Raw genomic sequence first — 24337 nt, 5'->3', positions numbered from 1 at the left:
CTCCGGCAGCCGCGGGCCTACTCCCGGCGCAGCCGCGCACCGACCTCCAGGAAGGCGCACGCGAGCACGACCGCCGCGCCGACGCCGACCTCGACGGCCACCACCGCGCCGGTGAGCAGCGGGTCCGCGCCCACCTGCGCCAGCCGGCCGGCGCCCACCGCTCCCCCGGCCCAGTGCTGCAGCACCCCGGTCATGACGCCCGCGAGCAGCACCACCCCCGCGAGCACCTGGGCCAGGTCGACCCAGCGGACCCGCTCGGGGTCGAGCCGCCGCCACGCGAACCAGCCGGCGAGCGCGCCGCAGGCCACGACGACCAGCGGGCCGGCGACCGTCGCCGTCGGGCCGGACCAGTCGGGGCCGGGCAGCGCGCCCAGCAGCGGCACGGCGGGCAGGGGGCCGGCCTCCGTGCCGCCCGGGGCGAACACGGTGCCCTGCCCGACGGCGAACCCCGGGCCGGCGATCCACGACGTCGCCCACAGCACAAGGTTGGGCAGCAGCGCGAGCTGCGCGACGGCGAACACGACCCCGCCGATCCAGCCCGGGTCGAGGCCGGTCACCACGTCCTCCGACGTCGCCCGCCCGGCCACGACCCACACGAGGGTGAGCGCCGCACCCGTCCCGGTCAGGGCGACGAGCGCGACCGTGCCCGCCTGCAGGCCCAGCCGGGCGACGTCGGGCACCAGGCGGTCGAGCAGGCCGCCGGGGACGACGACCTCGGGCCGGTCCGGCGGCACGAGGACGCCGAGCGCGGCGCCCGCCCCGCCGACCACGGCGCCGCCGAGCGCCGCGAGGGCGAGCCGGGGCCCGGCGGCGGCGAGCCCGTCGCCCCCCGCCACGCCCGCGGTCGCCGCGGCGAGGGCGACGGTCAGGGCGGCATAGGTCATGGTCGCCGCGACCCAGGCCGCCAGGGTGGGCAGCGCGGACCGCTTCACGGACACGTAGGTGGTGAACACGGCAAGGGCGCCGATCCCGAGCGGCACGAGCGTGATCACGCCGCCGCCCGCGTCGATCGGCACACCGTGACCCAGCAGCCACAGGCCCGTGGCGACGCCGACGGCCCCCGTCCACGCGGAGTCCGGCGACCCGCCCAGCACCCCGACCACGGCGAGCAGCACGACGACCGCCCCGGACAGCACGACACCCTGCACGGTGGACCACGCGCCCGACGTCGCGGCCGCGAACCGCTCGCTCCCCCGGCCGAGGGTCCGCGCGGGACGGTCGCCGTCGACGGTGCGGGCGGTGCGGGTGCCGGGTGGTGCGCTCACCGGCTCATCGTCACCCGGGCGCCCGGCAGAACCCCGCAGACACACAGACGGCGCCCGCCCCCGGAGGGACGGACGCCGTCGTGCGTGGTGTCAGAGCGTCAGAGCGACTTGAGGATCTCGCGCATGAGCTCGGCGGTCTCGGACGGCGTCTTGCCGACCTTCACGCCCACGGCCTCGAGGGCCTCCTTCTTGGCCTGCGCGGTGCCCGCCGAGCCCGAGACGATGGCGCCGGCGTGGCCCATCGTCTTGCCCTCGGGGGCGGTGAAGCCCGCGACGTAGCCGACGACCGGCTTCGTGACGTGCTCCTTGATGTACGCCGCCGCACGCTCCTCGGCGTCGCCGCCGATCTCGCCGATCATGACGATCGCCTGGGTCTCCGGGTCGTTCTCGAAGGCCTCGAGCGCGTCGATGTGCGTGGTGCCGATGACCGGGTCGCCGCCGATGCCGATGGCGGTCGAGAACCCGAGGTCCTTCAGCTCGTACATCATCTGGTAGGTCAGGGTGCCCGACTTCGACACGAGGCCGATCGGCCCCTTGCCCGTGATGGTGTGCGGCGTGATGCCGGCCAGCGACTCGCCCGGCGTGATGATGCCGGGGCAGTTCGGGCCGATCATGCGGGTCTTCTTGCCCTGGAGGTAGGCGAAGACCTCGGCCGAGTCCTGCACCGGGACGCCCTCGGTGATGACGACGATCAGCGGCATCTCGGCGTCGACGGCCTCGATGGCCGCGTCCTTCGTGAACGCCGGGGGCACGAACAGGACCGACACGTTCGCGCCGGTCTCCGCCATGGCCTCCTTGACGGTGCCGAAGACGGGCAGCGTGACGTCGTTGCCCTCGTGGTCCTTGTGGGTCACGGTGGTGCCGGCCTTGCGGGCGTTCACGCCGCCCACGATCTGCGCGCCGGAATCGAGCATCAGGGCGGTGTGCTTGGCACCCATCCCGCCGGTGATGCCCTGGACGATGATCTTGCTGTCCTTGTTCAGGTAGATCGACATGGTTCTGAAATCTCTGCTTTCGACGTCGGCGGGGCGCTCAGAGGTGGGCGAGCTCGGCGGCCTTGGCCGCGCCGCCGTCCATGGTCTCGGCCAGGGTGACCAGCGGGTGGTTCGCCTCGCGCAGGATGGCGCGGCCGAGGTCCACGTTGTTGCCGTCGAGGCGCACGACCAGCGGCTTGCTGGCCTCGTCGCCGAGGATCTCCAGCGCGCCGACGATGCCCTTGGCGACCTCGTCGCAGGCGGTGATGCCGCCGAAGACGTTGACGAACACGCTCTTGACCTGCGGGTCGTTGAGGATGACGTCCAGGCCGTTCGCCATGACGGTGGCGTTCGCGCCGCCGCCGATGTCGAGGAAGTTCGCCGGCTTCACGCCGCCGTGCTCCTCGCCGGCGTAGGCGACGACGTCGAGGGTGCTCATGACGAGCCCCGCGCCGTTGCCGATGATGCCGACCTCGCCGTCGAGCTTGACGTAGTTGAGGCCGTTCTCCTTGGCCTTGGCCTCCAGCGGGTCCGCCGCGGCCTTGTCCTCGAGCGCCTCGTGGTCCGGGTGGCGCACCTCGGAGGCGTTGTCGTCGAGGGTGACCTTGCCGTCGAGGGCGACGATCGAGCCGTCCTCGGTGCGGACCAGCGGGTTCACCTCGACGAGGGTGGCGTCCTCGGCCGTGAAGACGGTCCAGAGCTTCTGGATGACGTCGGCGACGGGGGCCTTGAGGTCCTCGGCGAAGTTGGCGGCGTCGACGATCTCGCGCGCCTTGGCCTCGTCGATGCCGACGATCGGGTCGACGGCGACACGGGCGAGCGCCTCGGGGCGCTCGACGGCGAGCTGCTCGATCTCCATGCCGCCCTCGACGGAGCACATGGCGAGGTAGTTGCGGTTCGCGCGGTCCAGGAGCACGGAGAAGTAGAACTCCTCGGCGATCTTGGCGCCCTGCGCGATCATCACGCGGTGGACCGTGTGGCCCTTGATGTCCATCCCGAGGATCTCGCCGGCCTTCTCCTCGGCCTCCGCCGGGGAGTGGGCCAGCTTGACGCCGCCGGCCTTGCCGCGGCCACCGACCTTCACCTGGGCCTTGACGACGACGGTCCCGCCGCCGAGCTTCTCTGCACCTGCGCGAGCCTCTTCGGGCGTCGTCGCGACGACGCCGCCGAGCACGGGCACGCCGTGCTTCTCGAAGATGTCGCGAGCCTGGTATTCGAACAGGTCCACCCTGCTGCGTCCTTCCATCGGTGGTGCCCCTGGGTCGGCAGAGGCCGGCACGAACGGATGTCTCGACATCAAGACATCCCCGAACAGGGTAGTCCGACCGGCACGACGCCGGGAACATCGGCCCTGCATTCCCCCGCCGCAGGTGACCGATCCCACAGCCGCCGCCCGAGTTGTCAGGGCCGCCGCGGGGAATACCGCGCGTCCGTCCTGACAGGCCGCAGCGTCAACCAGGGTTGACATGTGCTCGTCTCGTCAACCATAGTTGACGGCATGACGGAGAAGACGCTCGTCGGCGCGGCCGCCGGCGACGACCCCACGGAAGGGCTCCGCGCCGTCCGCGCGCTGCGCGACCTGGCGGACCGCCTCGAGACGCTCCAGGTGGAACGCGCGCGACAGCTCGGCTGGTCGTGGCAGGACGTCGCGGACGCGCTCGGCGTGACCAAGCAGGCGGTCCACAAGAAGCACGGCAGGAGGATCTGATGTTCGAGAGGTTCACGAAGGAGGCGCGCACGGCGGTGCAGGGCGCCACGGAGATCGCGGAGCGCGAGCGCTCCGAGTCGATCGACACCCGGCACCTGGTGATCACGCTCGCCGAGGGCACAGGGCGCACCCCCGCCGCGCTCGTGAGCTGCGGCGTCAGGCCCGACGACGTCGCCGCGCGCGCCCGCGACGCCGTCCGACGGGGTGAGGTGCTCGACGCCGAGGCGCTCGCGGCGGTCGGGATCGACCTCGACGAGGTCAGCCGGCGCGCCGACGAGACCTTCGGCAAGGGCGCGCTCGACCGGGCCGCCCGCAAGGGCTCGCGTCGGCGCAAGCACTGGCCCTTCACCGCCGACGCGCGCAAGGCGCTGGAGCTCTCGCTGCGTGAGGCGGTGCGCCTCGGCGACAAGGGGATCGACGACCGGCACCTGCTCCTGGGCCTCCTGCGTGCCGACTGCCCCGGCGGCCGGATCCTCGAGTCGGCCCTGCACGACGCGGGCAGCGACGTCGCCGCACTCCGCGCCGCCGCCGAGCACGAGTCGCGCGCGGCCTGACCTGCGACGCCTGACCTGTCCGGCCTGCGCCGCCGTCAGCGCGCCGACGGCGCGTCCCTGACCGACGCGTCGCCGGCCGTGGCCGCCAGGTACGCGCGGCCGCGAGGCGACAGCCGGTACCCGACGTCGAGGCTCTCCGTGAGGCCCAGCTCCTTGAGCCGGCGCACGCGGATCTTGAACGGGTCGCGCTCCATGCCCAGCCCTTCGGCCAGGGTGCGCGCGACGACGGCCGGCCGCGCCGCGACGAGCTCCAGGTAGGCGCGCGTCCACGGCTCGGGTGCCGCGCGGTCCATGCGCGCGAGGCGGGCGCGGATCGCGTCCACGGCCGCGGCGTCGAGGTCGTCGTCCTCCCGCAGCGCGACCCGCGGGTCCGGCCCGGCCAGGCGCAGGCCCACGCGGTACAGGTCGCCCTCGCCGCGCCGCTCGATCCATGCCCGGGCCGTGGCCACCGACCGGAAGCCCGCCCCGCGGGCGCCGGCGTCGTCGACGCTCTCCAGGGTCACCGGGTCCACGGCCGTCACCTCGACCACGCCCACCCGGGTGCGCATCGTCGACCCAGGACGCACCCGCACCACGGCCCACCGGCGGTAGGTGTGGGTGACCGTCCCGTCGGCCAGGCCGCGCAGCGTCCTCGCGTCCAGCAGCACACGGTCACGATGCCAGCGGCGGCACGCCCCCGCCCGGCGAGGTCAGAGCTTGGTGACCGGCGAGTACCGCAGCAGCAGCCGCTTGGTGCCGTCCGCGCCGAAGTCGATCCGCGCGACGGAGTTCGGGCCGCTCCCCTCCAGCGACACGACCGTGCCGAGGCCGTACGCGTCGTGCGTCACCTTGTCGCCGACGTCGAGCGACGGCACGTCCGCGTCCTTGCGCGGGGTCGCGGAGCCGAACGTCGCGCCCGTGCCCGCCGCCGTCGTGCCCGCCTCCTTCGGCCGGCCGATCCGCCCGCCGACACCCTCGGACGGCGAGCGCCGCTGAGGCGACCAGGTGCCGCCCGACGAGCCCGCCCCACCGCGTGCCGACCCGCTCCGTGCCGTGCCGCCCCGTGCCTGACCACCCCACGCGGACCCGCCGCGGCGCAGGTACTGGGTGGACGACTCGCGCCGGCGCCAGTCCCAGAGCTCGTCGGGGATCTCCTCGAGGAACCTGCTGGGCGGGAACTCGTTGGGCGCCCCCCACGCGGACCGCACCGCCGACCTCGAGATGTACAGCCGCTGCCGGGCGCGCGTGATCCCGACGTACGCCAGCCGCCGCTCCTCGGCGAGCTCGGAGTCGCCGTGCAGCGACCGCATGTGCGGGAACGTGCCGTCCTCCATGCCCGTGAGGAAGACGACGGGGAACTCCAGGCCCTTGGCGGTGTGCAGGGTCATCAGCGTGACGACGCCCTGGTCCTCCTTGGGCTCCTGCTCCGCCTCGCCGTCGGCCACGTCCTCGTCGGGGATCTGGTCGGCGTCGGCCACCAGCGACACGCGCTCGAGGAAGTCGGCGAGGTCGCCCTCGGGGTCCAGCTCGCTGAACTCCGCCGCGACGGCGTGCAGCTCGGCGAGGTTCTCGACGCGGGACGCGTCCTGCGGGTCGTCGGACGCGCGCAGCTCCGCGAGGTAGCCCGTCCGGTCGAGGACCGCGCCGAGGATCGTGGCGGGCGGCTCGCCGTCGTCGACGAGGGCGCGCAGCTCGCGCATCATGTCGCGGAACGCCGTGAGCGGCTTGGACGTGCGGGACGTCATGCCGCCGATCTCGTCGGCGCGCTCGAGCGCCGCCCCGAAGGAGATGCGCTCGCGGTCCGCGAACGACGCCACGAGCGACTCTGCCTTGTCCCCCAGGCCGCGCTTGGGCACGTTGAGCACGCGACGCAGGTTGACGTCGTCGTCCGGGTTCGCCAGCGCACGCAGGTAGGCGACGGCGTCCTTGATCTCGCGGCGCTCGTAGAACCGGGTGCCGCCCACCACCTTGTACGGCAGGCCGACGCGGATCAGCACCTCCTCCAGCGCACGGGACTGCGCGTTGGTGCGGTAGAACACCGCGACGTCCCCGGGGCGCACGCCGTCGGAGTCGCCGAGCCGGTCGATCTCCTCCGCGACGAACCGCGCCTCGCCATGCTCGTCGTCGGCCACGTAGCCGACGATCTTCTCCCCCGCGCCCGCGTCGGTCCACAGCCGCTTGGGCTTGCGGTCCGGGTTGCGCGAGATGACGGCGTTCGCGGCCGTGAGGATCGTCTGCGTGGAGCGGTAGTTCTGCTCCAGCAGGATCGTCGTGGCGTCGGGGTAGTCCTCCTCGAACTCCACGATGTTGCGGATCGTGGCGCCGCGGAACGCGTAGATCGACTGGTCGGCGTCGCCCACGACGGTCAGCTCCGCCGGGTCGAGGCCGTCGGCGCCGGGCCCGTCCGCGGTGGCACCCGCGAGCTCCCGCACCAGCATGTACTGCGCGTGGTTCGTGTCCTGGTACTCGTCCACCAGGATGTGCCGGAACCGGCGCCGGTAGTGCTCCGCGACGTTCGGGAACGCCTGCAGCAGGTTCACCGTCGTCATGATGATGTCGTCGAAGTCGAGCGCGTTCGCCTGCGCCAGGCGCTGCTGGTAGCGGCGGTAGACGTCGGCCAGCACGGTGTCGAACTCCGGCGCCTGCGACGGCAGCGAGCCCGACGACGCGGCGCGGGCGGCGCGCTCGCGCCAGCCCTCCTCCGTGGCGTCGGCGCCCGAGCTCTGCGCGTACGTCTCGGGGTCGATCAGCTCGTTCTTGAGGTCGCTGATCTTGTGCGCCAGCGAGCGCGCCGGGTACTTCTTCGCGTCGAGGTCCAGCTCGCGCGTCACCAGCGTGATGAGGCGCTGCGAGTCCGCCGCGTCGTAGATGGAGAAGCTGGAGCGCAGGCCGAGGGTCTTGGCCTCCTTGCGCAGGATCCGCACGCAGGCGGAGTGGAACGTCGAGACCCACATCCGCCCGCCGGCCGGGCCCACCAGGTGCTCGACCCGCTCGCGCATCTCGGCCGCGGCCTTGTTGGTGAACGTGATCGCGAGGATCTCCCCCGCCCGCGCCCGGCCCGTGGCCAGCAGGTACGCGATGCGGTGGGTGAGCACGCGCGTCTTGCCGGACCCGGCGCCCGCGACGATGAGCAGCGGCGAGCCCGCGTGCTCGACGGCGGCCCGCTGCTGCGGGTTCAGCCCGTCCAGCAGGGCGTCGGGGTCCAGGTGCGAGAACGCCCCCCGCGACCGCGGCCGCCCCTCGGCCGCGCCGCCGTCGTGGGCGCCGTCGTGCGCCTCCACCGCGGCGTCGCGCACCCACGCGGGCGCGCCGGACTCCGGGTCGGCGGCGTCGTCGTCCCAGCGCGGCGCGGTGGACGGCAGGCGTGCGGTGTCGTCCTTCGCGGCGTGGTCGAACCCGGGCAGGGACAGGCTGTCGAACAGGGAGGTCATCGTGGACCAAGCCTAGGCTCCGCGGCCGACATCCCGGCGCCGCCCGGGCCGACCGTACGCTCAGCCCGCGACGGACACCGTCGTACCGACGGCCGTCGGGTCCTCCAGCAGATCGCAGACCGCCGCCGCCAGGTCGGCGCGGCGCATCGACCAGCGCCACCGGACGTTGCCGTCCCGGCGCTGGTGGTAGCTGCCGCGGCCCGCGCCGTCGCGCAGCATGGGCGGCCGCACGATCGTCCAGTCGAGCCCCGACTCCCGCACCGCCGGCTCCGCGACGGCGAAGCCCGCGTTCGCGTCGCGCAGCGCCCGGGCCAGGATCGGTTTGGCCAGGTATCGGGACAGCGGGTCGTCGCCGTCCACCACCCAGCCGCTCGCGGTCACGACGACGGCGCGGCGCACCCCGGCGTCGCGGGCGGCGCGCACCAGCACCCGGGTGAGCTCCCCATGCACCCCCGCCTCGCTGCCCGGCACCGGGCCCACCGCGGAGACGACGGCGTCGGCACCCGCGAGCGCGGCGGTGACCGCGGGGGCGTCGAGGCCGTCCGCCGTCGCGACGTCGTCGGGCGTCAGCCCGCGCAGCCGGGCCGGGTCGCGCACGACGGCGACCACGTGGTGGCCACGGCGGCGTGCCTCCTCGACGACCAGGCGGCCGGTGCGGCCCGTGGCACCCAGGACGGCGATCTTCATCTGCTGCTCCTCGCGTTCGTCGGGTGAGTAAGTGTTTACTCACCCCTAGGATGAGGGTGCCGCACAGGCATGTCAACGGGACAGGGAGAACTCATGGGCACGCGCGACCGGATCCTCGACGCCGCGGCCACGGTGCTGCGCGAACGCGGGATCGCCCGGGCCACGACCAAGGAGATCGCCCGCGCGGCCGGCTGCTCCGAGGCGCTGCTCTACAAGCACTTCACGGACAAGCAGGAGCTGTTCCTCGGCGTGCTGTCCGAACGAGCCCCCCGGCTCGACGCGCCCGCCGATCTCGTGGGTCGCGCGACCGTCGTCGAGAACGTCACGACCCTCGTCGGCCAGCTGCTCGCGTTCTACGCACGCTCGTTCCCCATGGCGGCGTCGATCCTCGGCGCGCCGGAGCTGCTCGCGGCGCACCGGGAGGGCCTCGGCCGCCGCGGCGCGGGGCCGCAGGGGCCCGCCCTGCAGGTGCAGGCCTACCTCGACGCCGAGGCAGCCGCCGGGCGCCTCGACCCCGGCACCGACACCGAGGCCCTGTCCCGCACGCTCGCCGGGGCCGCCCTCTTCGAGGCGTTCCTGGCCGTCTACGCCGGGCTCGACGACGTGCCCGACGCCCCCGAACGGGCGCGGCGCGTCGTCGCGGCCGTCCGCCTGGGAACGCCGGCCGACTAGCTCACGACTCCAGAGCCACCGTCCGGCCTGCGGCGCAGCCGCATCGGGGTGTGCGGGATGTCGTCCTCGAGGTACTCGGGCCCGTCGGGGACGAAGCCGAACCGCCCGTAGAAACCGGTCAGCGGCGACTGCGCGCCGAGGACGACGTCGGCTTGCGGGGCGGCGGCGGTGGCCACCTCCACCGCGGCGCGCATGAGCACGCCCGACGCCCCCGAGCCGCGCACGTCCGGGTGGCACACCACGCGGCCGACGCGCTGCACGTCGCCGTCGTCGAGCACGCGGGCCGTCGCGACGACGCGTCCGTCCCGTGCGCCGTCGAGCAGCACGACGTGCCGCGCCGTCGGCTCGGCGTCCCGGCCGTCGAGGTCGGGGTACGCGCACTCCTGCTCGACGACGAACACGTCCTGGCGCAGCCGCCACGCCTCGTACGCGGTGCGCGCGTCCAGCTCGTCGAGCGTCGCGACGCGCACCGTCCACCGGTCGTCGTGCCGCGCTGCCGCGTCCTGCGTCGTCATGGGGTCCCCCTCGTGCCGTGCCTGCCGCCCGACACCCTAAGCCGCGTGCCGATGAGATCCGCCCCCGGCGACCGTCCCACCCGTACCGCACCCGCCGCGACCGGCGCCGGGTCGTCGCCCGAGGAGGAACCACCGTGGCCGCAGCACGATTCACCGGGGTCCAGACCGTCGCGGTCCCCGTCCGCGACCAGGACGCCGCGCTCGCCTTCTACACCGGACGCCTCGGGTTCGAGGTCCGCTTCGACGCCGAGCTGCAGCCCGGCTTCCGGTGGGTCGACGTCGGCGCACCGGACGCCGCGACGTCGCTCGCGCTGGTCCGCGCGGGCGACGGGCTGCCCGCCGGCGTCGACACCGGGATCCGGCTCGTCACGCCCGACGCGCGCGCCGCGCACGCCGCGCTGGAGGACGCGGGGGCCGACGTCGGCGAGCTCCTGCTGTGGGAGTCGGCGCCGCCGATGTTCTCGTTCCGGGACCCCGACGGCAACACCCTGTACGTCACCGAGAACCCCGCAGGCTGACCGGCGCCGGCTCGCGGCGGGCCCGCCGGGCACGCCACACTCCTGCGCATGACCGTGCTCCGCTCGATCCTGCTCTTCCTCGCCGCCGCCGTCTTCGAGATCGGCGGCGCCTGGCTGGTGTGGCAGGGGGTGCGCGAGCACCGCGGCTGGATCTGGATCGGCGCGGGCGTCGTCGCCCTCGGCGCGTACGGGTTCTTCGCGAGCCTGCAGCCGGACGCGAACTTCGGCCGCATCCTCGCCGCGTACGGCGGGGTCTTCGTGGCCGGCTCGCTCGTCTGGGGCATGGTCGTCGACGGGTTCCGGCCCGACCGCTGGGACGTCGCCGGCGCCCTGATCTGCCTCGCCGGCGTCGCGGTGATCATGTACGCACCCCGCGGGGCGGCCGCCTGACACCGCCCGGCGGGGCTCGCGGGCGCGGGTGAAGAGCCCGCCCGTGCCGGGTGCGTGCCCCCGGGCGGTGGGATAGTCGGCTCGTGGCAGACCCCCGGGTGGTGGGGAGAGCCGACGCCCTGGCAGCCGTCGACGGCCTGCTCGGGGCCGCACGGGAGGCGCCGGCGGGGCTGGCGCTCACCGGTCCCCCCGGCATCGGCAAGACGACCGTGTGGCTCGCGGCCGTGGACCGGGCGCGCGACGAGGGCGCCACCGTGCTCGCGGGCCGCCCGGCGCCCGCGGAGGTCCGCCTCGAGTACGCCGGCCTGGCCGAGCTGCTCGCGCCGCTCACCGCCGCCGCGAGACGCCTCCCCCTCCCCCAGCGGCGCGCGCTGGACGCCGCCCTCGGCCTCGAGACCTCGGGCCCGGCCGGCGGGCCGCAGCTCGTCGCGGCCGCCGTGCGGGCCCTCGTCGGCGACGCGGCGGCGCGCGGCCCGGTCCTCGTCGCCGTGGACGACCTGCAGTGGCTCGACCCGTCGAGCCGGCAGGCGATCTCCTTCGCCTGCCGCCGTGCCACGGGCTTCCTGGCGGTCCTCTCCTGCGCGCGGTCGTCCGACGGCCCGGGCCCCGCGGCGGACGACGCACCCGTCCCCGAGCTCGAGCCCGCCGACCCTCGTCGGCTCGTGCGCCTGGCCCTGCCCGCGCTCGCCCCCGACGAGCTGCTCGCCGTCGTCCAGGACCGCGGGGTGGTGCTCGACGCCGTGGCCACGACGCGCCTCGTCGCGGCGGCCGGTGGCAACCCGCTCTTCGCGATCCAGCTCGCGGAGCACTGGCGCGCCCAGGGACGACCCGACGGCCTCCCCGCCACGCTGCGCGCCCTGGTCGACGCGCGGGTGTCGCGGCTGCCGGCCGGCACGCGCACGGTGCTGCTCTCGGCGGCCTGCCTCGCGGACCCGCGGCTCGCGCACCTCGCCGTGCTGCACGACGGCGACGCCGCGGTGGGCGACGCCCTCGCCCCGGCGGAGGACGCCGGGGTCGTGCGCCTCGACCAGGGCCGCGTCCGGTTCACGCACCCGTTGTTCGCCGCGGGCGTCCTCGACGCCACGTCCCCGGGCGGCCGCCGCGCGCGCCACCGCGCGCTCGCCGACGTCGTCGGCGACGGCGAGGCCCGTGCCCGCCACCTCGCGCACGCGGCGACCGGCGCGGACCCGGAGACCCTGGGGGCCCTCGACGCGGCGGCCGAGGCCGCCCGGCGGCGGGGCGCGACCTCCGTCGCGGCGGAGCTGGAGGACCTCGCGCTCGGGCTCGGCGTCCGCGAGCCGGCCCGCCTGCTGCGGGCGGCGGAGGACCAGCTCCGCACCGACGCCTACGGGCGGGCGCTCGGCCTCGCGGCCGAGGCGCTGCCCGACCTCACCAGCCCGCTCGAGCGGGCGCGCGCGCTCGGCACGGCCGGTCGGGCGCGGTTCCGCCTGGGCGACCTCGCGGGCTCGGTCGCCGCGCTCTCCGAGGCGGTCGCCCTGGCCGGGGCGGACCCCGACCTGCACGTCTCGCTCCTCGGCGACCTCGCGACCGGGCTTCTCAACAGCGGCCAGGTGGAGCTCGGCCGGACCTGCCTGGTCGACGCGGCGGCGGGGCGGACGCCCTCGGGGACGGACGACGGGGCGGGCGCCGAGCTCCTCGCCGGCCGGGCGGTCCTCGACCAGCTCACCGGCCGGGGCTACGACGAGTCCCTGGCACGACGGGCCCTGGCGGCGGAGGACCCCGGCCGCGCCGTGCCGGCGATCCGGTGGCCGACGGTGAACGTCGCCTCCGCGCTCTTCTTCACGGGCAGGCCCGCGGACGCGCTGGGGCTCCTGCTCGACGCCGAACGCCGGTGCGTCGACCGCGGCCAGGAGACCGACCTCTGGTACGTGCAGTTCTACCTCGCGCGGGCCGCGACCCTCGTCGGCGAGCTCGGCGTCGCGGAGGGCGCCGCCGCGCGGCTCGAGGGGCGCGCCCGCGTGACGGAGGGTCCGCTCCTCGCGCTCATGGCCGCCACCGCCAGGGCACACCTCGGCGCCTGGACCGGGGACGCGGCGGCCGCGCTGCCGACCGCGCGGGCCGCCACCGCGCGGTTCACGGAGCTCGGCGCCCCGCACGTCGCCGTGCTGCCCGCCGCCGCGCTCGGCGCGGTCCTCCTCGCGGCCGGCGACGCTCCCGCCGTCGTCGAGCTGCTGCTGCCGCTCGAGCGCCACGTGCTCTCCTGCGGGTACCGCCACCCCGGGTTCGCGGGCGTCGTCACCGACCTCGTGGCGGCGCTCGCCGCGACCGGTGGGACGGCCGCGGCGGCCGAGGTGCTGGACGGCTACGGCGAGGCGGCGGCCCGGCCCGGGGGCGCGTGGCTCCGCGGCGTCCTCGCCCGCGGGTGGGCGGGCGTCGCCGCCGGGACGGGCGAGACCGGGCGGGCGCGTGGCCTCCTCGACGACGCGCTCGCCGCCTTCCCGCCCGGGTACGAGCGCGGGCGCACCCTGCTCGACCTCGCCCGGCTGGAGCGGCGTGCCCGTCGCCGCGCCGCCGCCGGCGACGCCGCGCGGCGCGCGGTCCGGGAGCTGGAGGCCGTGGGCTGCACGCTCTGGGGCGACGTCGCGCGGGCGGAGGCGGACCGGGTGTCCGGGCCGTCGCCCGGCGCGTCGCTCACCGCGATGGAGGCGCGGGTGTGCGCCCTGGCCGCCGCCGGACGGACGAACCGGGAGGTGGCGGTGGCCCTGTCCATGAGCGCCAAGACGGTCGAGGCGCACCTGTCCCGCGCCTACGCGAAGCTCGGCATCCGGTCGCGCGCCGAGCTCGGGGCGCTCGCGGGGCGGGGGGAGCTCCCGCACGACGAGGGAAGTCCCTGATGCGCGCCGCGCCGGCCCGGCCGCATCGTCGGACCAGGGTGCGGGAGGGGGTGCCATGTCCTGGACGATCGAGATCTCCCCGCTCGGCGTCGGGGGCGCTCCCGACGCGCCCGACCACGCGACCGACCACGCGACCCCCGGGGCGCGCCACAGCCGCCTGCGCACGCTGGCGGCCCTGGTGTGCGGGGCGCTGCTCGCGGCCGCCGCGCTCACGGTCGCCGACGAGGTGGTCGGCGACGGGGCACGAGACCCGGCGCCCCTCGAGCAGGCGCCTCCGGCCCCGCGGATCGGGCTCGGGGACTTCCGCGTCCCGACGGCGACGGGCCGCTGAGCCGGGCGCCGCCCTGGTCACCGGGCCGGGGCTCAGGTGAGGAGCAGCCCGACCACCCAGGCGAGCGTGGCGACGACGCCGCCGGCCAGCTGCACGCCGATGGTGATGAGCGTGGCCTTCAGGGCGGCCCGCGTGGCCGTCCACGCGACGGCCGCGTCGCGACGTCGGGCCAGCTCCACGAGGAAGACGGCGCCGGCGAAGAAGAGGAAGAGCCCGACCACGGGCACCACGAAGAACCCGACGACCCCCGCGAGGCCGGCGACCGCGAGCGTGCCCCAGGGCACGTCGGCCCGGCGCATGTGCCGCCCCGCGAGCAGCCACTGACCCGTCTCTGCGGCCACGACCGCCAGGGCGGCGACGGCGAAGCACACCCACGCCGTCGTGCCGCCGGTGACCCATGCCCACACGAGGATGCTCCCCAGCACGAGCACGTTGCCGGGGAGCACCTGCACGACGATGCCGACCAGGCCGACGGCGATCGCCAGCCCGACCAGCACCTCCCCCAGGACGCTCATCGCGACCGCCCCGGGCAGACGGGGACGATCACCAGAAGACGGCGACCAGGATGTTGACCAGCGTCAGGGCGCCGATCGAGTGCTTGAGCCCGGGGGCCACGGCACCCGTGCCGTTGTCCCCCTTCGAGCCCTGGCGCTTGGCGACGAAGGCGAGCACCGCGATGATCAGCGCGATCACGAGCTTGACGCCGATCTTGGCCATGCTGGGGCCGCCGTCCGCCCAGAGGTCGGCCATCTCGGCGACGCCGACCATGAGGACGCCGGCGACGAGCGCGGTCGCGGCGCCGTGGAAGACCCCGCGGTAGAGGCCCGGGCTCTTGATCGACGCGATGTAGCCACCGAGGACGATCGCCCAGCCCACGAAGTGGAGCGCGACGAAGACGTGGTAGAGGAACTCCATGCGGGCAGCCTAGCCGCGCGCGGAGCGGGATCTGACACCGGTGTCCGCAACCGGTCACACATCACACTCGGGCGACCCGACGCAAGCCTTCCCCCCATCGTCCCAACATGTGGTCCCACCATGTGGACCCTGTCTCGCGCGAGACCGTCCGGTGCGGCTACGGTCATCCCCATGACCACGGCCGCGCACCGCCTCCTCGTGACGACTCGTCACGAGATGCCGGCGTGCGTGCGTCGCAGCATGCGCAGCTGTCTGTGCTGCTGTCGCTGATCGCGCCCTACCTCAGCCCCGCCGCCCCCGCGCGGCTCCTGAGCACCGGCGCGCGCCGTCGGTCCTCGGCCCACCCCCGCTGAGTCTCTCGTCGTCGCGCGTCCCGCCCCCGAGGACCCGAGGAACTCCCCCAGATGACGACGCAGACCACCGCACCCGCCCCGACCGGCGACAACACCCCCGCGCGCGTCCGCCCCCCGCGCACGGCGCGCCCGAACGGGCAGTGGAAGGTCGACGGCACCGAACCCCTGAACCACAACGAGGTCTTCAAGCAGGAGGCGGCTCCGCTCGGCGTCCGCGAGCGCATCGAGTCGACCTACGCGCGCGAGGGCTTCGACTCGATCACCGACGACGACCTGCACGGCCGGTTCCGCTGGTGGGGCCTGTACACGCAGCGCAAGCCCGGGATCGACGGGGGCCGCACGGCGACGCTCGAGCCGCACGAGCTGGAGGACCGCTACTTCATGCTGCGGGTCCGGTCGGACGGCCAGGCGCTCTCACCGGCGGCGCTGCGGGTGCTCGGCGGCATCTCGGCGGACTTCGGGCGGGGCTCGGCCGACATCACCGACCGGCAGAACATCCAGTACCACTGGATCGAGATCGAGAGCATGCCGGAGATCTGGCGCCGTCTCGACACGGTGGGCCTCGAGACGACCACGGCCTGCGGCGACTCTCCTCGCGGCTTCCTCGGCAGCCCGGTCGCGGGCATCGCGGCCGACGAGATCATCGACCCGACCCCGGTCATCCTCGAGATCAAGCGCCGGTACATCGGCGACCCGGAGCTCGCGAACCTGCCCCGCAAGTTCAAGACGGCGATCACCGGGCACCCGAGCCTCGACGTGGTGCACGAGATCAACGACATCTCGCTGGTCGGCGTGGTCCACCCGGAGCTCGGCCCCGGCTACGACCTGTGGGTGGGCGGGGCGCTGTCGACGACGCCGCGGCTCGGCGAGCGGCTCGGGGTCTTCGTCACCGAGGAGCAGGCGCCCGACGTCTGGCACGGCGTCATCCGCATCTTCCGCGACTACGGCTACCGGCGGCTGCGCAACAAGGCCCGCCTGAAGTTCCTGCTGGCGGACTGGGGCACCGAGAAGTTCCGCGAGGTGCTGGAGAACGAGTACCTCGGCCACCCGCTGCCGGACGGCCCCGCGCCGGCGCCGGCCACGCGTCCCGGCGACCACGTCGGGGTGCACGAGCAGAAGGACGGCCGTTTCTACGTGGGCGCCGCGCCCGTCGTCGGGCGGGTCGGCGGCAACACGCTCACCGGGCTGGCCGACCTCATCGAGCAGGTCGGCGCGGACTCCGCCCGGCTCACCGCGCACCAGAAGGTCGTGGTCCTCGGCGTGCCCGCCGACCGCGTCGACGAGCTGCTGGACGGGCTCGAGCCCCTGGGCCTCACCGCTCGTCCGAGCCTGTTCCGCCGCTCGACCATCGCCTGCACGGGCATCGAGTTCTGCAAGCTCGCCATCGTCGACACCAAGGACACCGCGGCGCGCGTGATCGGCGAGCTCGAGGACCGGCTCGGCGACGTCACCGACCGGCTCGACCGGCCCATCGAGCTCAACGTCAACGGCTGCCCCAACTCCTGCGCCCGCATCCAGACCGCCGACATCGGGCTCAAGGGCCAGATCATCACGGTCGACGGCGAGCAGATGCCCGGCTTCCAGGTGCACCTGGGCGGCGGTCTGGTCGGCGAGGGCCGCGACGAGGGCGGCCTGGGCCGCACGGTGCGCGGCCTCAAGGTGCCGGCGTCGGAGGTCGGCGACTACGTGGAGCGCGTCGTGCGGCGGTACGACGCCGAGCACGACGGCGGCGAGACGTTCGCCCAGTGGGCGCACCGGGCCGACGAAGAGGCCCTGCGATGACCGCCGTCGAGGTCTCCTCCCCGGTCACGCTGCTCACCTCCCCGGCGGGCGGGGGCCGGCTCGCCGAGGTGCGGGCCCGGGCGGCGGCGCGCGAGGAGTCGCGCGACGCCCGGCGGCACGCGCGTGCGGCCCGGCACCGCCGCTCCACCGAGGAGCTGCGCCACGTCGTCGAGCGGGGCCAGGCCCAGCTGCACGCCGACGGCGACCGTCCCGAGGCCACCGCCGAGGAGGTCGTCGCCTGGGCCGTGCGCGAGTTCGGCCCGTACCTCGCGGTCGCGTCGTCGATGCAGGACCTCGTCCTCGCGCACCTGGTCTCCCGGCAGCTCCCGTTCGTCGACGTGCTCTTCGGCGACACCGGCTACCACTTCGCGGAGACGCTCGGCACGCGCGGCGCGGTCGAGATCGAGATGGACGTGGACGTGGTCGACGTCCGCCCCGAGCTGACCGTCGCCGAGCAGGACGCGAAGCACGGCCCCCGCCTGCACGACCGGGACCCCGAGGCCTGCTGCGCCATGCGTAAGGTGGCTCCCATGCGGCAGGCCCTGCAGGGCTACGAGGCCTGGGCGACCGGCGTCCGCCGCGGCGAGACCGCGGCCCGCGCGAACGCGCCCCTGGTCGCGTTCGACGAGCGCAACGGCGTCGTGAAGATCAACCCCCTCGCGGCCTGGACCGACGAGGAGGTCCAGGAGTACGCCCGCACGCACGGCGTGGTGGTGAACCCCCTGCTCGGCGACGGGTACCCGTCCGTGGGCTGCGAGCCCTGCACGCAGCGGGTCGAAGCCGGGCAGGACGCCCGCGCCGGCCGCTGGGCCGGCCGGGACAAGGACGAGTGCGGGCTGCACGTATGAGCCGCCGCAGGACGTCCTCGAACGCGCCACGCGCCGCCCGGCCCGCCGCGCCGCACGACACGTACCCGCTGGGCCTGCGGGTCGGCGGCCGTCTCGTCATCGTCGTGGGTGGCGGCCCCGTGGCGCTGCGGCGCGTGCGCGGCCTGCTCGCCGCCGGGGCGCGCGTGCGCGTGATCGCGCCCGACGTCGTCCCCGAGCTCGCCTCGCTCGTCTCCGCGGGCGCGATCGAGCGGATCACCCGCGGTTACTGCGACGGCGACCTCGACGGCGCGTGGCTGGTGCACACCGCGACCGGCGACCCCGACGTCGACGCCCGCGTCGCCGGCGACGCCGAGCTGCTGCGGACGTTCTGCGTCACCGCGGGGGACGCCGGGCTCGGCTCGGCCTGGGTGCCCGCCGTGGCCCGTACCCCCGTGACGGACGCCGCCGGGCGGCCCGCCGGCGACCTCGCCGTCGCGGTCACCGCCGGTCGCGACCCGCGCCGCGCCGTGCGGGTGCGCGACGCCGTCGTGGCCGGGCTCGACGACGGCAGCCTGCCGCTGCGCGCCGTGCGCTCCGCCGACCCCGCCGGTGGGCCCGGCGGCGGTTCGCGCATCGGGCGCGTCGCCCTCGTCGGCGGCGGGCCCGGGGACGCGGGCCTCGTCACCGTGCGCGGTCGGCGCCTGCTCGCCGCGGCGCACGTCGTCGTCGTCGACCGCCTGGCCCCCCGGTCCCTGCTGACCGGGCTGGCCGACGACGTCGAGGTGGTCGACGTCGGCAAGACGTCCGGGCACCATCCGGTGCCGCAGGAGGAGATCACCGCGCTGCTGGTGCGGCACGCGCTCGCCGGGCGCGACGTGGTGCGCCTCAAGGGCGGCGACCCGTACGTCTTCGGCCGCGGCGGCGAGGAGCTCGACGCCTGCCGCGCCGCCGGGATCGAGGTGGAGGTCGTGCCCGGCGTGACGTCCGCCGTCTCCGTGCCGGCGGCGGCCGGCATCCCGGTCACCCACCGCGGGCTCGCCCGCGGCTTCAGCGTGCTCACCGCGCACGACGACGTCGGTCAGGTGCCCGGCGGCACCGACCACACGCTCGTGCTGCTCATGGGCGTCACCCGGCTCGCGGACACCGCCCGCGCGCTCGTCGCGGCGGGCCGCCCGGCCGACACGCCCGTCGCCGTCGTGGAGGACGGGTTCGGCGCCCGCCAGCGCACCACCGTCGGCACGCTCGCCGACATCGCCGACCGGGCGCGCGCCGTGGGCGTGCGGGCCCCGGCCGTGACCGTCGTGGGCGACGTCGTGCGGCGCAGCCCGGCGTGGACCGGGCCCACGTCCGCGCACAGCTCCGTTCACAGCATCGTGACCGGGGCCGTGAGGTCGTCGTGACGACGGTTCACACGGACGAAACGGCGCGGGACGAGGCCCGTCCTAGGGTTGCCGGCATGACCGCTCCCGCGCTCCTCGCCGTCTCGCACGGGACGGCGTCCGCCACCGGCGCGGGCGCCGTCGCGACCCTGGTCGAGGCGGTGGCCGCCCGCCTGCCCGACGTTCCCGTGCACGCGGGCTTCGTCGACGTGCAGCAGCCGGACGTCCCGACCTGCCTGGCGGGGCTGCGGGACCTCGACGCGCCGACGGTCGTGGTGCCGCTGCTGCTGTCGGCGGGCTACCACGTGCACGTCGACCTGCGCGAGGACGTCGACGCCGCCGTCGCGCACGGCGACGTCGTGGCGCTCGGCGGGGCGCTCGGGCCCGACGACCGCCTGGTCGACGTGCTCGAGCAGCGCCTCGCCGAGGCGGGCGTGCGCGACGACGACACCGTCGTCCTGGCCGCCGCCGGGTCGAGCGACGCCCGAGCCGTCGCCGACTGCGAGACCACCGCCGCCCGCCTGGCCGGACGCCTGGGACGTCCCGTCGCCGTCGGGTACATCGCGAACGCCACCCCGCGCGTGCACGAGGTCGTGGACACGGCCCGGGCCGAGCAGCCGGGCCGTCGCGTCGTCGTCGCGTCGTACCTGCTCGCGCCGGGCTTCTTCGCGGACCTCGCCGCCCGGGCGGGCGGGGACGTCACCGCCGCGCCGCTCCTGGTCGCCGACGAGGAGGCGCCCGCGGGCCTGGTGGACGTCGTCGTCGAGCGCTACGGCGCCGCTGTCCGAGCCGGCCTCGTCACAGCAGCCGGCGGGCCGCGGCCCACCGCGTGAGCTCGTAGCGGCTGGACAGCTGGAGCTTGCGCAGCACGGCCGACACGTGCGTCTCGACCGTCTTGATGGAGATGAACAGCTCGCTCGCCACCTCGCGGTAGGAGTAGCCACGCGCGATGAGCCGCATGACCTCCTGCTCCCGCTTGGACAGGCGGTCCAGCTCGTCGTCCGCGACGGCCACGTCGCCGGCCGCCGTGCCGAACGCGTCCAGGACGAAGCCCGCGAGCCGGGGCGAGAAGACCGCGTCGCCACCCGCCACGCGCACGACGGCGCCGGACAGGTCCGACGCCGAGATGTTCTTCGTGACGTAGCCGCGCGCCCCGGCGCGGATGACGGCCACCACGTCCTCGGCCGCGTCCGACACGGACAGCGCGAGGAACTTCGTCTCGCTCAGCAGGTCCGCGCAGCGCCGCACCACCTCCGCCCCGCCGCCGCCGTTGCCCCCCGGCAGGTGCACGTCGAGCAGCACGACGGGCGGGCGGTGCTCGTGCACGACGGCGACCGCCTGGTCGACGTCCGCCGCCTCGCCCACCACCAGTACCCGACTGTCCAGGCTGGCGCGCACGCCGGTGCGGAACATGTGGTGGTCGTCGACGAGCACGACGGGGACCGGCCCCGTCGGCTGCGGCGTCGCGTCGCTGGGAGTGGTCACGTGCGTGCTCCTTCGTCGGCGGTCGTGCTCGGCTCGTTCTCGTCGGTGCGCGCGTCGGTGCGCTCGTCGGTGGGCTGGTCGGCGGCCGCAGGAGCCGCCGCCGGGGCGGCGGCGCCGTCGCGCGGCATCCGCAGCCGCACCTCGGTGCCCCAGCCGGGGCGGCTGGTCACGTCGGCGGTGCCGCCGCGCCGGTGCACCCGGCCCAGGATGGACTCCCGGACGCCGAACCGGTCGGGCGCGATGTCGTCCATCTCGAACCCGTCGCCGCGGTCGCGGACGAACACCTCCACGGCGACGTCGGTCACCTCGAGGTAGACCGTCACCGGCGGGCGGCCGTGCACGACCGCGTTCACGAGCGCCTCGCGCGACGCCTGCAGCAGGGCCGAGGTCTCCTCCGTGGGCACGCAGTCGCCCACCATGACCGACTCGACCTCGACGGCCCGGCCGTCCTCGACCTCCGCCACGAGGGCGCGCAGCTCGGCCGCGAGCGACGTGCCCGGGGCCGTGCGGTCGGTGTACAGCCACTCGCGCAGCTCGCGCTCCTGGGCGCGTGCCATGCGGGCCACCGCCTCCGGGTCGTCCGCGCGCGAGCGGATCAGTGCGAGGGTCTGCAGCACGGAGTCGTGCAGGTGCGCGGCGATGTCGGCCCGCTCGGCCTCGCGCGCGCGGGCGGCGCGCTCGTCGCCCAGCTCGCGCACCAGCCGCAGCCACCAGGGGGCCAGCATGAGCGCCGCCCCCGCGAGGACCGCGAGCGACGCCACGGCGGCCTGCAGCAGCACCGGCACGGGGGCGTCCTGGCCGATGAGCAGCAGCACGCCCACCATGACGAGGACGACGCCGCCCACCAGCCGCAGCACGAGCGTCGAGCGTCGGGTGCCGGAGCCGCCGTCCCCGAGGCGACCGCGCTGCGCGGCGTCGAGCTGGCTCCACGCGAGCGCCAGGCCGCCGACGGCGACGAGCGCCGGCAGCACCCACGACGCCCCGACGTCCCAGCCCGCGCGGATCGCGACCAGGACGAACGCGCCCGCGATGAGGGCCGCCCCGACGAGGACGTCGCGCACCGGCAGTGCCGAGACCGGCCCCCGCAGCCGCAGGCGCGGCGCGAGCCGCTGCAACGACGTGGGGGTGGAGTCCGCGGCCTGCCGCGGGTCGCCCGACGGCACGGTCACCCACCAGAACACGTAGGCCACCGCGCCCGCGCCCGCCACCAGGGTGAGCAGCAGGAAGGCGAGGCGCACCACCAGGACCGGGAGGCCCAGGTGGGCGGCGAGGCCCGCGGCGACGCCGGCGAGCACCCGCCCCTGAGGGGGCCGGCGCAGCGGGAGGCGCGGGGGTCGCTCGGTGGTCATGCTCCCGATCCTGGCACGTCAGGGGCGCCCCGGGGCGCGCGATCCCGAGGTTTCAGGGTGGCCCGGCCCGCCGAATCAGGGTCGCGTCAGGGCAGCACCCGATGCCGCGGCGGCCGCGCGGTCGCCAGGATGGAGCCATGAGCACCGACGACCTCCCCCAGCCGCCCGGGCCGCAGCCCGGAGCAGGCGGCGCCCCCGCCGCCGGCGGCACGCCGCCGCGCCGCACCGGCGACGGCTTCTTCGACTCCATCCGCCGCATCGGCCTGATCCGGTCCGACGACCGGTGGGTCGGCGGCGTCGCGGGCGGCGTGGCCGACCGGTTCGGGCTGGACCCGCTGCTGGTGCGCGGCCTGCTGATCCTCAGCTTCTTCCTCACCGGCGCGGGCATCGTCATCTACGCGGTCGCGTGGGCGCTGCTGCCGGAGCGGGACGGCCGCATCCACCTGCAGCAGGCATTCCGTGGCGACTTCGACGTCGCGCTGCTCGGGGCGGTCGTCGCGCTCATCGTCGGCTTCGCGTGGAACAACGGCCTCGGGTGGTGGGGCTTCGGGATCGAGTGGATCGGCGGCCTCCTGTGGATCGCCGTCTGGGTCGGGATCGTCTGGCTGGTCGTCAAGCTGATCCGCGACCGCCGGCCGCGCAACGGCGGCCCCGGCGCCCCGCCCGCGCCCCCGTACCCCGCGGCGCCCCCGTACCCCGCCGCGCCCGCGCCGAGCACGACGGACGACCCCGCCACGAGCGGCCCCTCGTCCACGGGCTCCTTCGTCCCGGCACCGCCGGCCCCGTACCTGACGTCGCCCTCCACGACGCAGCCCCCGGCCGACCCGTCGGCCCCCACGAGCGCCTCGACCCACTCGAGCACCCCGGGCCCCTCGGGTTCCTGGGCCACGGCGCCCGCCGCGCCGTCGTCCGGAACCTGGGCCGCCGCGCCCGCGCCGGCCGCTCCCCCGGCGGCACCGGTCGTCGCGCCGCGTCCGCCGCGCCCGCCGCGGCCCCCGCGCCGCGGCCCCGGCGCCGCCGCGGTCGGGATCGTCCTCGGGCTCGTGCTGCTCGCGGGAGCGCTGCTCCTCGTGGCCGACCGCACCGGGAACCTCGACCTGCCCCTCGGCCCCACGTGGCTGGGCGCGTCGATCGTGGTCCTCGGGCTCGGGCTGGTCGTGACGGGCCTGCGCGGCCGGCGCGGCGGCGGCCTGACGTTCTTCGCGATCCTCGCGCTGATCGCCGGCGTCATCACCTGGCCGTTCGCCGGGGACCGCGTCTCCTGGGAGTTCTGGGACGACGGCCCGCAGCAGTCCGGCGCCGCGGCGGTCGTCAGCGACGGCACCCTGCACCCGACGACGACCGCCGAGGCGGAGGAGGGCGTGCACGTGCGGTTCGGCGACGCCACGGTCGACCTCACCGACCTCGACCTGACGGACGTCCCGCTGGGCGACCCCGTTGTCGTCCCCGTCACGATCTCCGCCGGCAACGCGACCGTCCTGATCCCCGACGGCCAGGCCGTGGAGGCCGACGTCGAGGTCATCGCGGGCAACGCCGAGTGGCGCGTGGACGGCCAGGGCCGCTCCGTCAACACCTACACCAACGGTCCCGTGCGGTTCACGACCGAGGAAGCGCGCGAGGCTGACGGCGCCCGCCTGCTGCTCGACGTCGGCGTGCGCGCCGGCAACCTGACCATCGAGGAGTCCCGATGAGCGACGACAAGCCCACCACGCCCGGCCCCGAGCCGGACGAGACCCAGGCCCTGCCGGCCCCCGACGAGACGCAGGCGCTGCCCGCGGCCGACGAGACGCAGGCACTGCCCGCGGCCGACGAGACCCGGGCGCTCCCGGCAGCCGACGAGACGCAGGCCTCCGCCGGCTCGGGCGACACCCGCGCGTTCCCCGTGGCGGGGCCGGACGACCCGCTGTCGATCTTCGACCGGCCGGAGCGCCCGGCGGAACCGGCGTCCACCGAGCACGCGGCCACGCAGGCCGCGGGCTCCGCGCCCGCGACACCGTCCCCCGGTTACGGCGCCACCCTGCCCGAGCCGGCGTCGGCGGAGTGGGCCTCGTCCGCGCCTGCCTCGGCGGAGTGGGCACAGTCCGAGCCGGCCGAGCCGGCGCCCGCGGCCCCGGTGACCGCGCCCGTGGACGAGCCGCACGCCAGCACCGGCCCGCGGTCCAGCACGATCGTGTGGGGCTTCCTTGTCGTCGCCTTCGGCGTGGGTCTCGTGGCCAACGCCGCGGGCGCGCACATCGACATCGAGCTGGCCGCCATCGTGCTCCTCGCCGCGGCAGGCGCCCTGCTGGTGATCGGCTCGGTGGTCAGCGCGGTACGCCGACGGCGCCGCGCGACGACCGTCCGCTGACGCGCACGACGACGCGGCGGTGACCCGAGGGGTCACCGC

General features: G+C 75.8%; 24 protein-coding genes. 13 read left to right on the top strand and 11 right to left on the bottom strand.

What is annotated here, in order from left to right; genetic code table 11:
* Window positions 1-17 precede the first annotated feature (17 nt).
* The 3 genes from ACFQ80_RS18300 to sucC all read right to left on the bottom strand — a co-directional run bounded on the left by ACFQ80_RS18300 (window position 18) and on the right by sucC (window position 3467).
* Window positions 18-1265: a DUF6350 family protein gene (locus ACFQ80_RS18300; RefSeq protein ID WP_430564639.1), complete on the bottom strand. Its 1248-nt coding sequence runs from the start codon at window positions 1263-1265 to the stop codon at window positions 18-20.
* Between the two features lie 98 nt (window positions 1266-1363).
* Window positions 1364-2260, bottom strand: coding sequence for a succinate--CoA ligase subunit alpha (sucD, locus tag ACFQ80_RS18295; protein WP_429766179.1), 897 nt, complete (start codon window positions 2258-2260; stop codon window positions 1364-1366).
* 37 nt (window positions 2261-2297) lie between these two features.
* Window positions 2298-3467, bottom strand: coding sequence for an ADP-forming succinate--CoA ligase subunit beta (gene sucC, locus ACFQ80_RS18290; RefSeq protein ID WP_430550394.1), 1170 nt, complete (start codon window positions 3465-3467; stop codon window positions 2298-2300).
* A gap of 270 nt (window positions 3468-3737) precedes the next feature.
* Here sucC and ACFQ80_RS18285 point away from each other — a divergent pair, with 270 nt between their 5' ends.
* A complete protein-coding gene (locus ACFQ80_RS18285) occupies window positions 3738-3947 on the top strand; it encodes an RNA polymerase subunit sigma-70 (protein ID WP_430550395.1) in 210 nt (69 codons plus the stop codon).
* Window positions 3947-4501 (top strand): Clp protease N-terminal domain-containing protein, encoded by a 555-nt coding sequence (locus tag ACFQ80_RS18280; protein ID WP_430564638.1) that lies wholly within the window; start codon window positions 3947-3949, stop codon window positions 4499-4501. Before ACFQ80_RS18285 ends, ACFQ80_RS18280 begins: the two co-directional genes overlap by 1 nt.
* Window positions 4502-4536: 35 nt before the next feature.
* Here ACFQ80_RS18280 and ACFQ80_RS18275 read toward each other — a convergent pair whose 3' ends face one another.
* Genes ACFQ80_RS18275 through ACFQ80_RS18265 form a run of 3 tightly spaced genes read right to left on the bottom strand, consistent with a single transcriptional unit; the run spans window position 4537 to window position 8598 of the window.
* On the bottom strand, window positions 4537-5148 hold the full coding sequence (locus ACFQ80_RS18275) for a hypothetical protein (protein WP_430550397.1): 612 nt from the start codon (window positions 5146-5148) through the stop codon (window positions 4537-4539).
* Between the two features lie 42 nt (window positions 5149-5190).
* Window positions 5191-7911: a UvrD-helicase domain-containing protein gene (locus ACFQ80_RS18270; RefSeq protein WP_430564637.1), complete on the bottom strand. Its 2721-nt coding sequence runs from the start codon at window positions 7909-7911 to the stop codon at window positions 5191-5193.
* A 60-nt stretch (window positions 7912-7971) separates the two neighbouring features.
* Window positions 7972-8598, bottom strand: coding sequence for an NAD(P)-dependent oxidoreductase (locus tag ACFQ80_RS18265; RefSeq protein WP_430564636.1), 627 nt, complete (start codon window positions 8596-8598; stop codon window positions 7972-7974).
* Window positions 8599-8691: 93 nt separating this feature from the next.
* Between ACFQ80_RS18265 and ACFQ80_RS18260 the strand changes: the two genes are divergently transcribed.
* Window positions 8692-9270: a TetR/AcrR family transcriptional regulator gene (locus tag ACFQ80_RS18260; protein ID WP_430550400.1), complete on the top strand. Its 579-nt coding sequence runs from the start codon at window positions 8692-8694 to the stop codon at window positions 9268-9270.
* On the opposite strand, the gene ACFQ80_RS18255 is transcribed toward ACFQ80_RS18260, so the two are convergent.
* On the bottom strand, window positions 9267-9785 hold the full coding sequence (locus ACFQ80_RS18255) for a GNAT family N-acetyltransferase (protein ID WP_430564635.1): 519 nt from the start codon (window positions 9783-9785) through the stop codon (window positions 9267-9269). The genes ACFQ80_RS18260 and ACFQ80_RS18255 overlap by 4 nt on opposite strands.
* Before the next feature lie 134 nt (window positions 9786-9919).
* Here ACFQ80_RS18255 and ACFQ80_RS18250 point away from each other — a divergent pair, with 134 nt between their 5' ends.
* The 4 genes from ACFQ80_RS18250 to ACFQ80_RS18235 all read left to right on the top strand — a co-directional run bounded on the left by ACFQ80_RS18250 (window position 9920) and on the right by ACFQ80_RS18235 (window position 13879).
* Window positions 9920-10303, top strand: a complete 384-nt coding sequence (locus tag ACFQ80_RS18250; protein WP_430550402.1) for a VOC family protein — start codon at window positions 9920-9922, stop codon at window positions 10301-10303.
* A 48-nt stretch (window positions 10304-10351) separates the two neighbouring features.
* Entirely contained in the window at window positions 10352-10693 is a 342-nt protein-coding gene (locus tag ACFQ80_RS18245; protein ID WP_430550403.1) for a YnfA family protein, read from the top strand.
* Window positions 10694-10776: 83 nt separating this feature from the next.
* A complete protein-coding gene (locus ACFQ80_RS18240) occupies window positions 10777-13548 on the top strand; it encodes an AAA family ATPase (protein ID WP_430564634.1) in 2772 nt (923 codons plus the stop codon).
* 55 nt (window positions 13549-13603) lie between these two features.
* Window positions 13604-13879: a hypothetical protein gene (locus ACFQ80_RS18235; protein WP_430564633.1), complete on the top strand. Its 276-nt coding sequence runs from the start codon at window positions 13604-13606 to the stop codon at window positions 13877-13879.
* Window positions 13880-13911: 32 nt separating this feature from the next.
* Here ACFQ80_RS18235 and ACFQ80_RS18230 read toward each other — a convergent pair whose 3' ends face one another.
* Both ACFQ80_RS18230 and ACFQ80_RS18225 read right to left on the bottom strand, forming a co-directional pair.
* Window positions 13912-14394, bottom strand: coding sequence for a DUF456 domain-containing protein (locus ACFQ80_RS18230; protein ID WP_430550406.1), 483 nt, complete (start codon window positions 14392-14394; stop codon window positions 13912-13914).
* Between the two features lie 28 nt (window positions 14395-14422).
* Entirely contained in the window at window positions 14423-14794 is a 372-nt protein-coding gene (locus ACFQ80_RS18225) for a hypothetical protein (protein WP_430564632.1), read from the bottom strand.
* 404 nt (window positions 14795-15198) lie between these two features.
* Here ACFQ80_RS18225 and ACFQ80_RS18220 point away from each other — a divergent pair, with 404 nt between their 5' ends.
* The 4 genes from ACFQ80_RS18220 to ACFQ80_RS18205 are packed head-to-tail and all read left to right on the top strand — an operon-like array spanning window position 15199 to window position 19950.
* Window positions 15199-16929: a nitrite/sulfite reductase gene (locus ACFQ80_RS18220; protein WP_430550408.1), complete on the top strand. Its 1731-nt coding sequence runs from the start codon at window positions 15199-15201 to the stop codon at window positions 16927-16929.
* Window positions 16926-17777 (top strand): phosphoadenylyl-sulfate reductase, encoded by an 852-nt coding sequence (locus ACFQ80_RS18215; RefSeq protein ID WP_430550409.1) that lies wholly within the window; start codon window positions 16926-16928, stop codon window positions 17775-17777. The genes ACFQ80_RS18220 and ACFQ80_RS18215 overlap by 4 nt, the downstream gene beginning before the upstream one ends.
* Window positions 17774-19138, top strand: coding sequence for a uroporphyrinogen-III C-methyltransferase (cobA, locus tag ACFQ80_RS18210; protein ID WP_430564631.1), 1365 nt, complete (start codon window positions 17774-17776; stop codon window positions 19136-19138). Before ACFQ80_RS18215 ends, cobA begins: the two co-directional genes overlap by 4 nt.
* Window positions 19139-19194: 56 nt before the next feature.
* The gene (locus tag ACFQ80_RS18205; RefSeq protein WP_430564630.1) at window positions 19195-19950 is read left to right on the top strand and encodes a sirohydrochlorin chelatase; all 756 of its coding nucleotides are present in this window, start codon (window positions 19195-19197) and stop codon (window positions 19948-19950) included.
* On the opposite strand, the gene ACFQ80_RS18200 is transcribed toward ACFQ80_RS18205, so the two are convergent.
* Window positions 19916-20530 (bottom strand): LuxR C-terminal-related transcriptional regulator, encoded by a 615-nt coding sequence (locus tag ACFQ80_RS18200; RefSeq protein ID WP_430564646.1) that lies wholly within the window; start codon window positions 20528-20530, stop codon window positions 19916-19918. The genes ACFQ80_RS18205 and ACFQ80_RS18200 overlap by 35 nt on opposite strands.
* Window positions 20531-20598: 68 nt before the next feature.
* Window positions 20599-21951 carry a PspC domain-containing protein gene (locus ACFQ80_RS18195; protein WP_430564629.1) on the bottom strand — a complete coding sequence of 451 codons (1353 nt, stop codon included), beginning with the start codon at window positions 21949-21951 and terminating at the stop codon, window positions 20599-20601.
* A gap of 137 nt (window positions 21952-22088) precedes the next feature.
* On the opposite strand from ACFQ80_RS18195, the gene ACFQ80_RS18190 reads away from it, so the two are divergent.
* The gene (locus tag ACFQ80_RS18190) at window positions 22089-23642 is read left to right on the top strand and encodes a PspC domain-containing protein (RefSeq protein WP_430564628.1); all 1554 of its coding nucleotides are present in this window, start codon (window positions 22089-22091) and stop codon (window positions 23640-23642) included.
* Window positions 23639-24298 (top strand): hypothetical protein, encoded by a 660-nt coding sequence (locus ACFQ80_RS18185; protein WP_430564627.1) that lies wholly within the window; start codon window positions 23639-23641, stop codon window positions 24296-24298. Before ACFQ80_RS18190 ends, ACFQ80_RS18185 begins: the two co-directional genes overlap by 4 nt.
* The last annotated feature ends 39 nt before the right edge of the window (window positions 24299-24337 follow it).

This window comes from Isoptericola sp. NPDC056578, from assembly GCF_042793275.1.
Lineage (GTDB): Bacteria > Actinomycetota > Actinomycetes > Actinomycetales > Cellulomonadaceae > Isoptericola.
Note: the sequence above shows the minus strand (reverse complement) of the source record. Positions and strands in the feature narration are given on the sequence as shown.

Bases quoted from the DNA above. Each gene is read 5' to 3' on its own strand.
- sucD (WP_429766179.1), bottom strand. From the start codon at position 2,260: ATGTCGATCTACCTGAACAAGGACAGCAAGATCATCGTCCAGGGCATC.
- ACFQ80_RS18285 (WP_430550395.1), top strand. From the start codon at position 3,738: ATGACGGAGAAGACGCTCGTCGGCGCGGCCGCCGGCGACGACCCCACG.
- ACFQ80_RS18280 (WP_430564638.1), top strand. From the start codon at position 3,947: ATGTTCGAGAGGTTCACGAAGGAGGCGCGCACGGCGGTGCAGGGCGCC.
- ACFQ80_RS18270 (WP_430564637.1), bottom strand. From the start codon at position 7,911: ATGACCTCCCTGTTCGACAGCCTGTCCCTGCCCGGGTTCGACCACGCC.
- ACFQ80_RS18265 (WP_430564636.1), bottom strand. From the start codon at position 8,598: ATGAAGATCGCCGTCCTGGGTGCCACGGGCCGCACCGGCCGCCTGGTC.
- ACFQ80_RS18260 (WP_430550400.1), top strand. From the start codon at position 8,692: ATGGGCACGCGCGACCGGATCCTCGACGCCGCGGCCACGGTGCTGCGC.
- ACFQ80_RS18255 (WP_430564635.1), bottom strand. From the start codon at position 9,785: ATGACGACGCAGGACGCGGCAGCGCGGCACGACGACCGGTGGACGGTG.
- ACFQ80_RS18245 (WP_430550403.1), top strand. From the start codon at position 10,352: ATGACCGTGCTCCGCTCGATCCTGCTCTTCCTCGCCGCCGCCGTCTTC.
- ACFQ80_RS18235 (WP_430564633.1), top strand. From the start codon at position 13,604: ATGTCCTGGACGATCGAGATCTCCCCGCTCGGCGTCGGGGGCGCTCCC.
- ACFQ80_RS18230 (WP_430550406.1), bottom strand. From the start codon at position 14,394: ATGAGCGTCCTGGGGGAGGTGCTGGTCGGGCTGGCGATCGCCGTCGGC.
- ACFQ80_RS18225 (WP_430564632.1), bottom strand. From the start codon at position 14,794: ATGGAGTTCCTCTACCACGTCTTCGTCGCGCTCCACTTCGTGGGCTGG.
- ACFQ80_RS18220 (WP_430550408.1), top strand. From the start codon at position 15,199: ATGACGACGCAGACCACCGCACCCGCCCCGACCGGCGACAACACCCCC.
- ACFQ80_RS18215 (WP_430550409.1), top strand. From the start codon at position 16,926: ATGACCGCCGTCGAGGTCTCCTCCCCGGTCACGCTGCTCACCTCCCCG.
- cobA (WP_430564631.1), top strand. From the start codon at position 17,774: ATGAGCCGCCGCAGGACGTCCTCGAACGCGCCACGCGCCGCCCGGCCC.
- ACFQ80_RS18205 (WP_430564630.1), top strand. From the start codon at position 19,195: ATGACCGCTCCCGCGCTCCTCGCCGTCTCGCACGGGACGGCGTCCGCC.
- ACFQ80_RS18200 (WP_430564646.1), bottom strand. From the start codon at position 20,530: ATGTTCCGCACCGGCGTGCGCGCCAGCCTGGACAGTCGGGTACTGGTG.
- ACFQ80_RS18195 (WP_430564629.1), bottom strand. From the start codon at position 21,951: ATGACCACCGAGCGACCCCCGCGCCTCCCGCTGCGCCGGCCCCCTCAG.
- ACFQ80_RS18190 (WP_430564628.1), top strand. From the start codon at position 22,089: ATGAGCACCGACGACCTCCCCCAGCCGCCCGGGCCGCAGCCCGGAGCA.
- ACFQ80_RS18185 (WP_430564627.1), top strand. From the start codon at position 23,639: ATGAGCGACGACAAGCCCACCACGCCCGGCCCCGAGCCGGACGAGACC.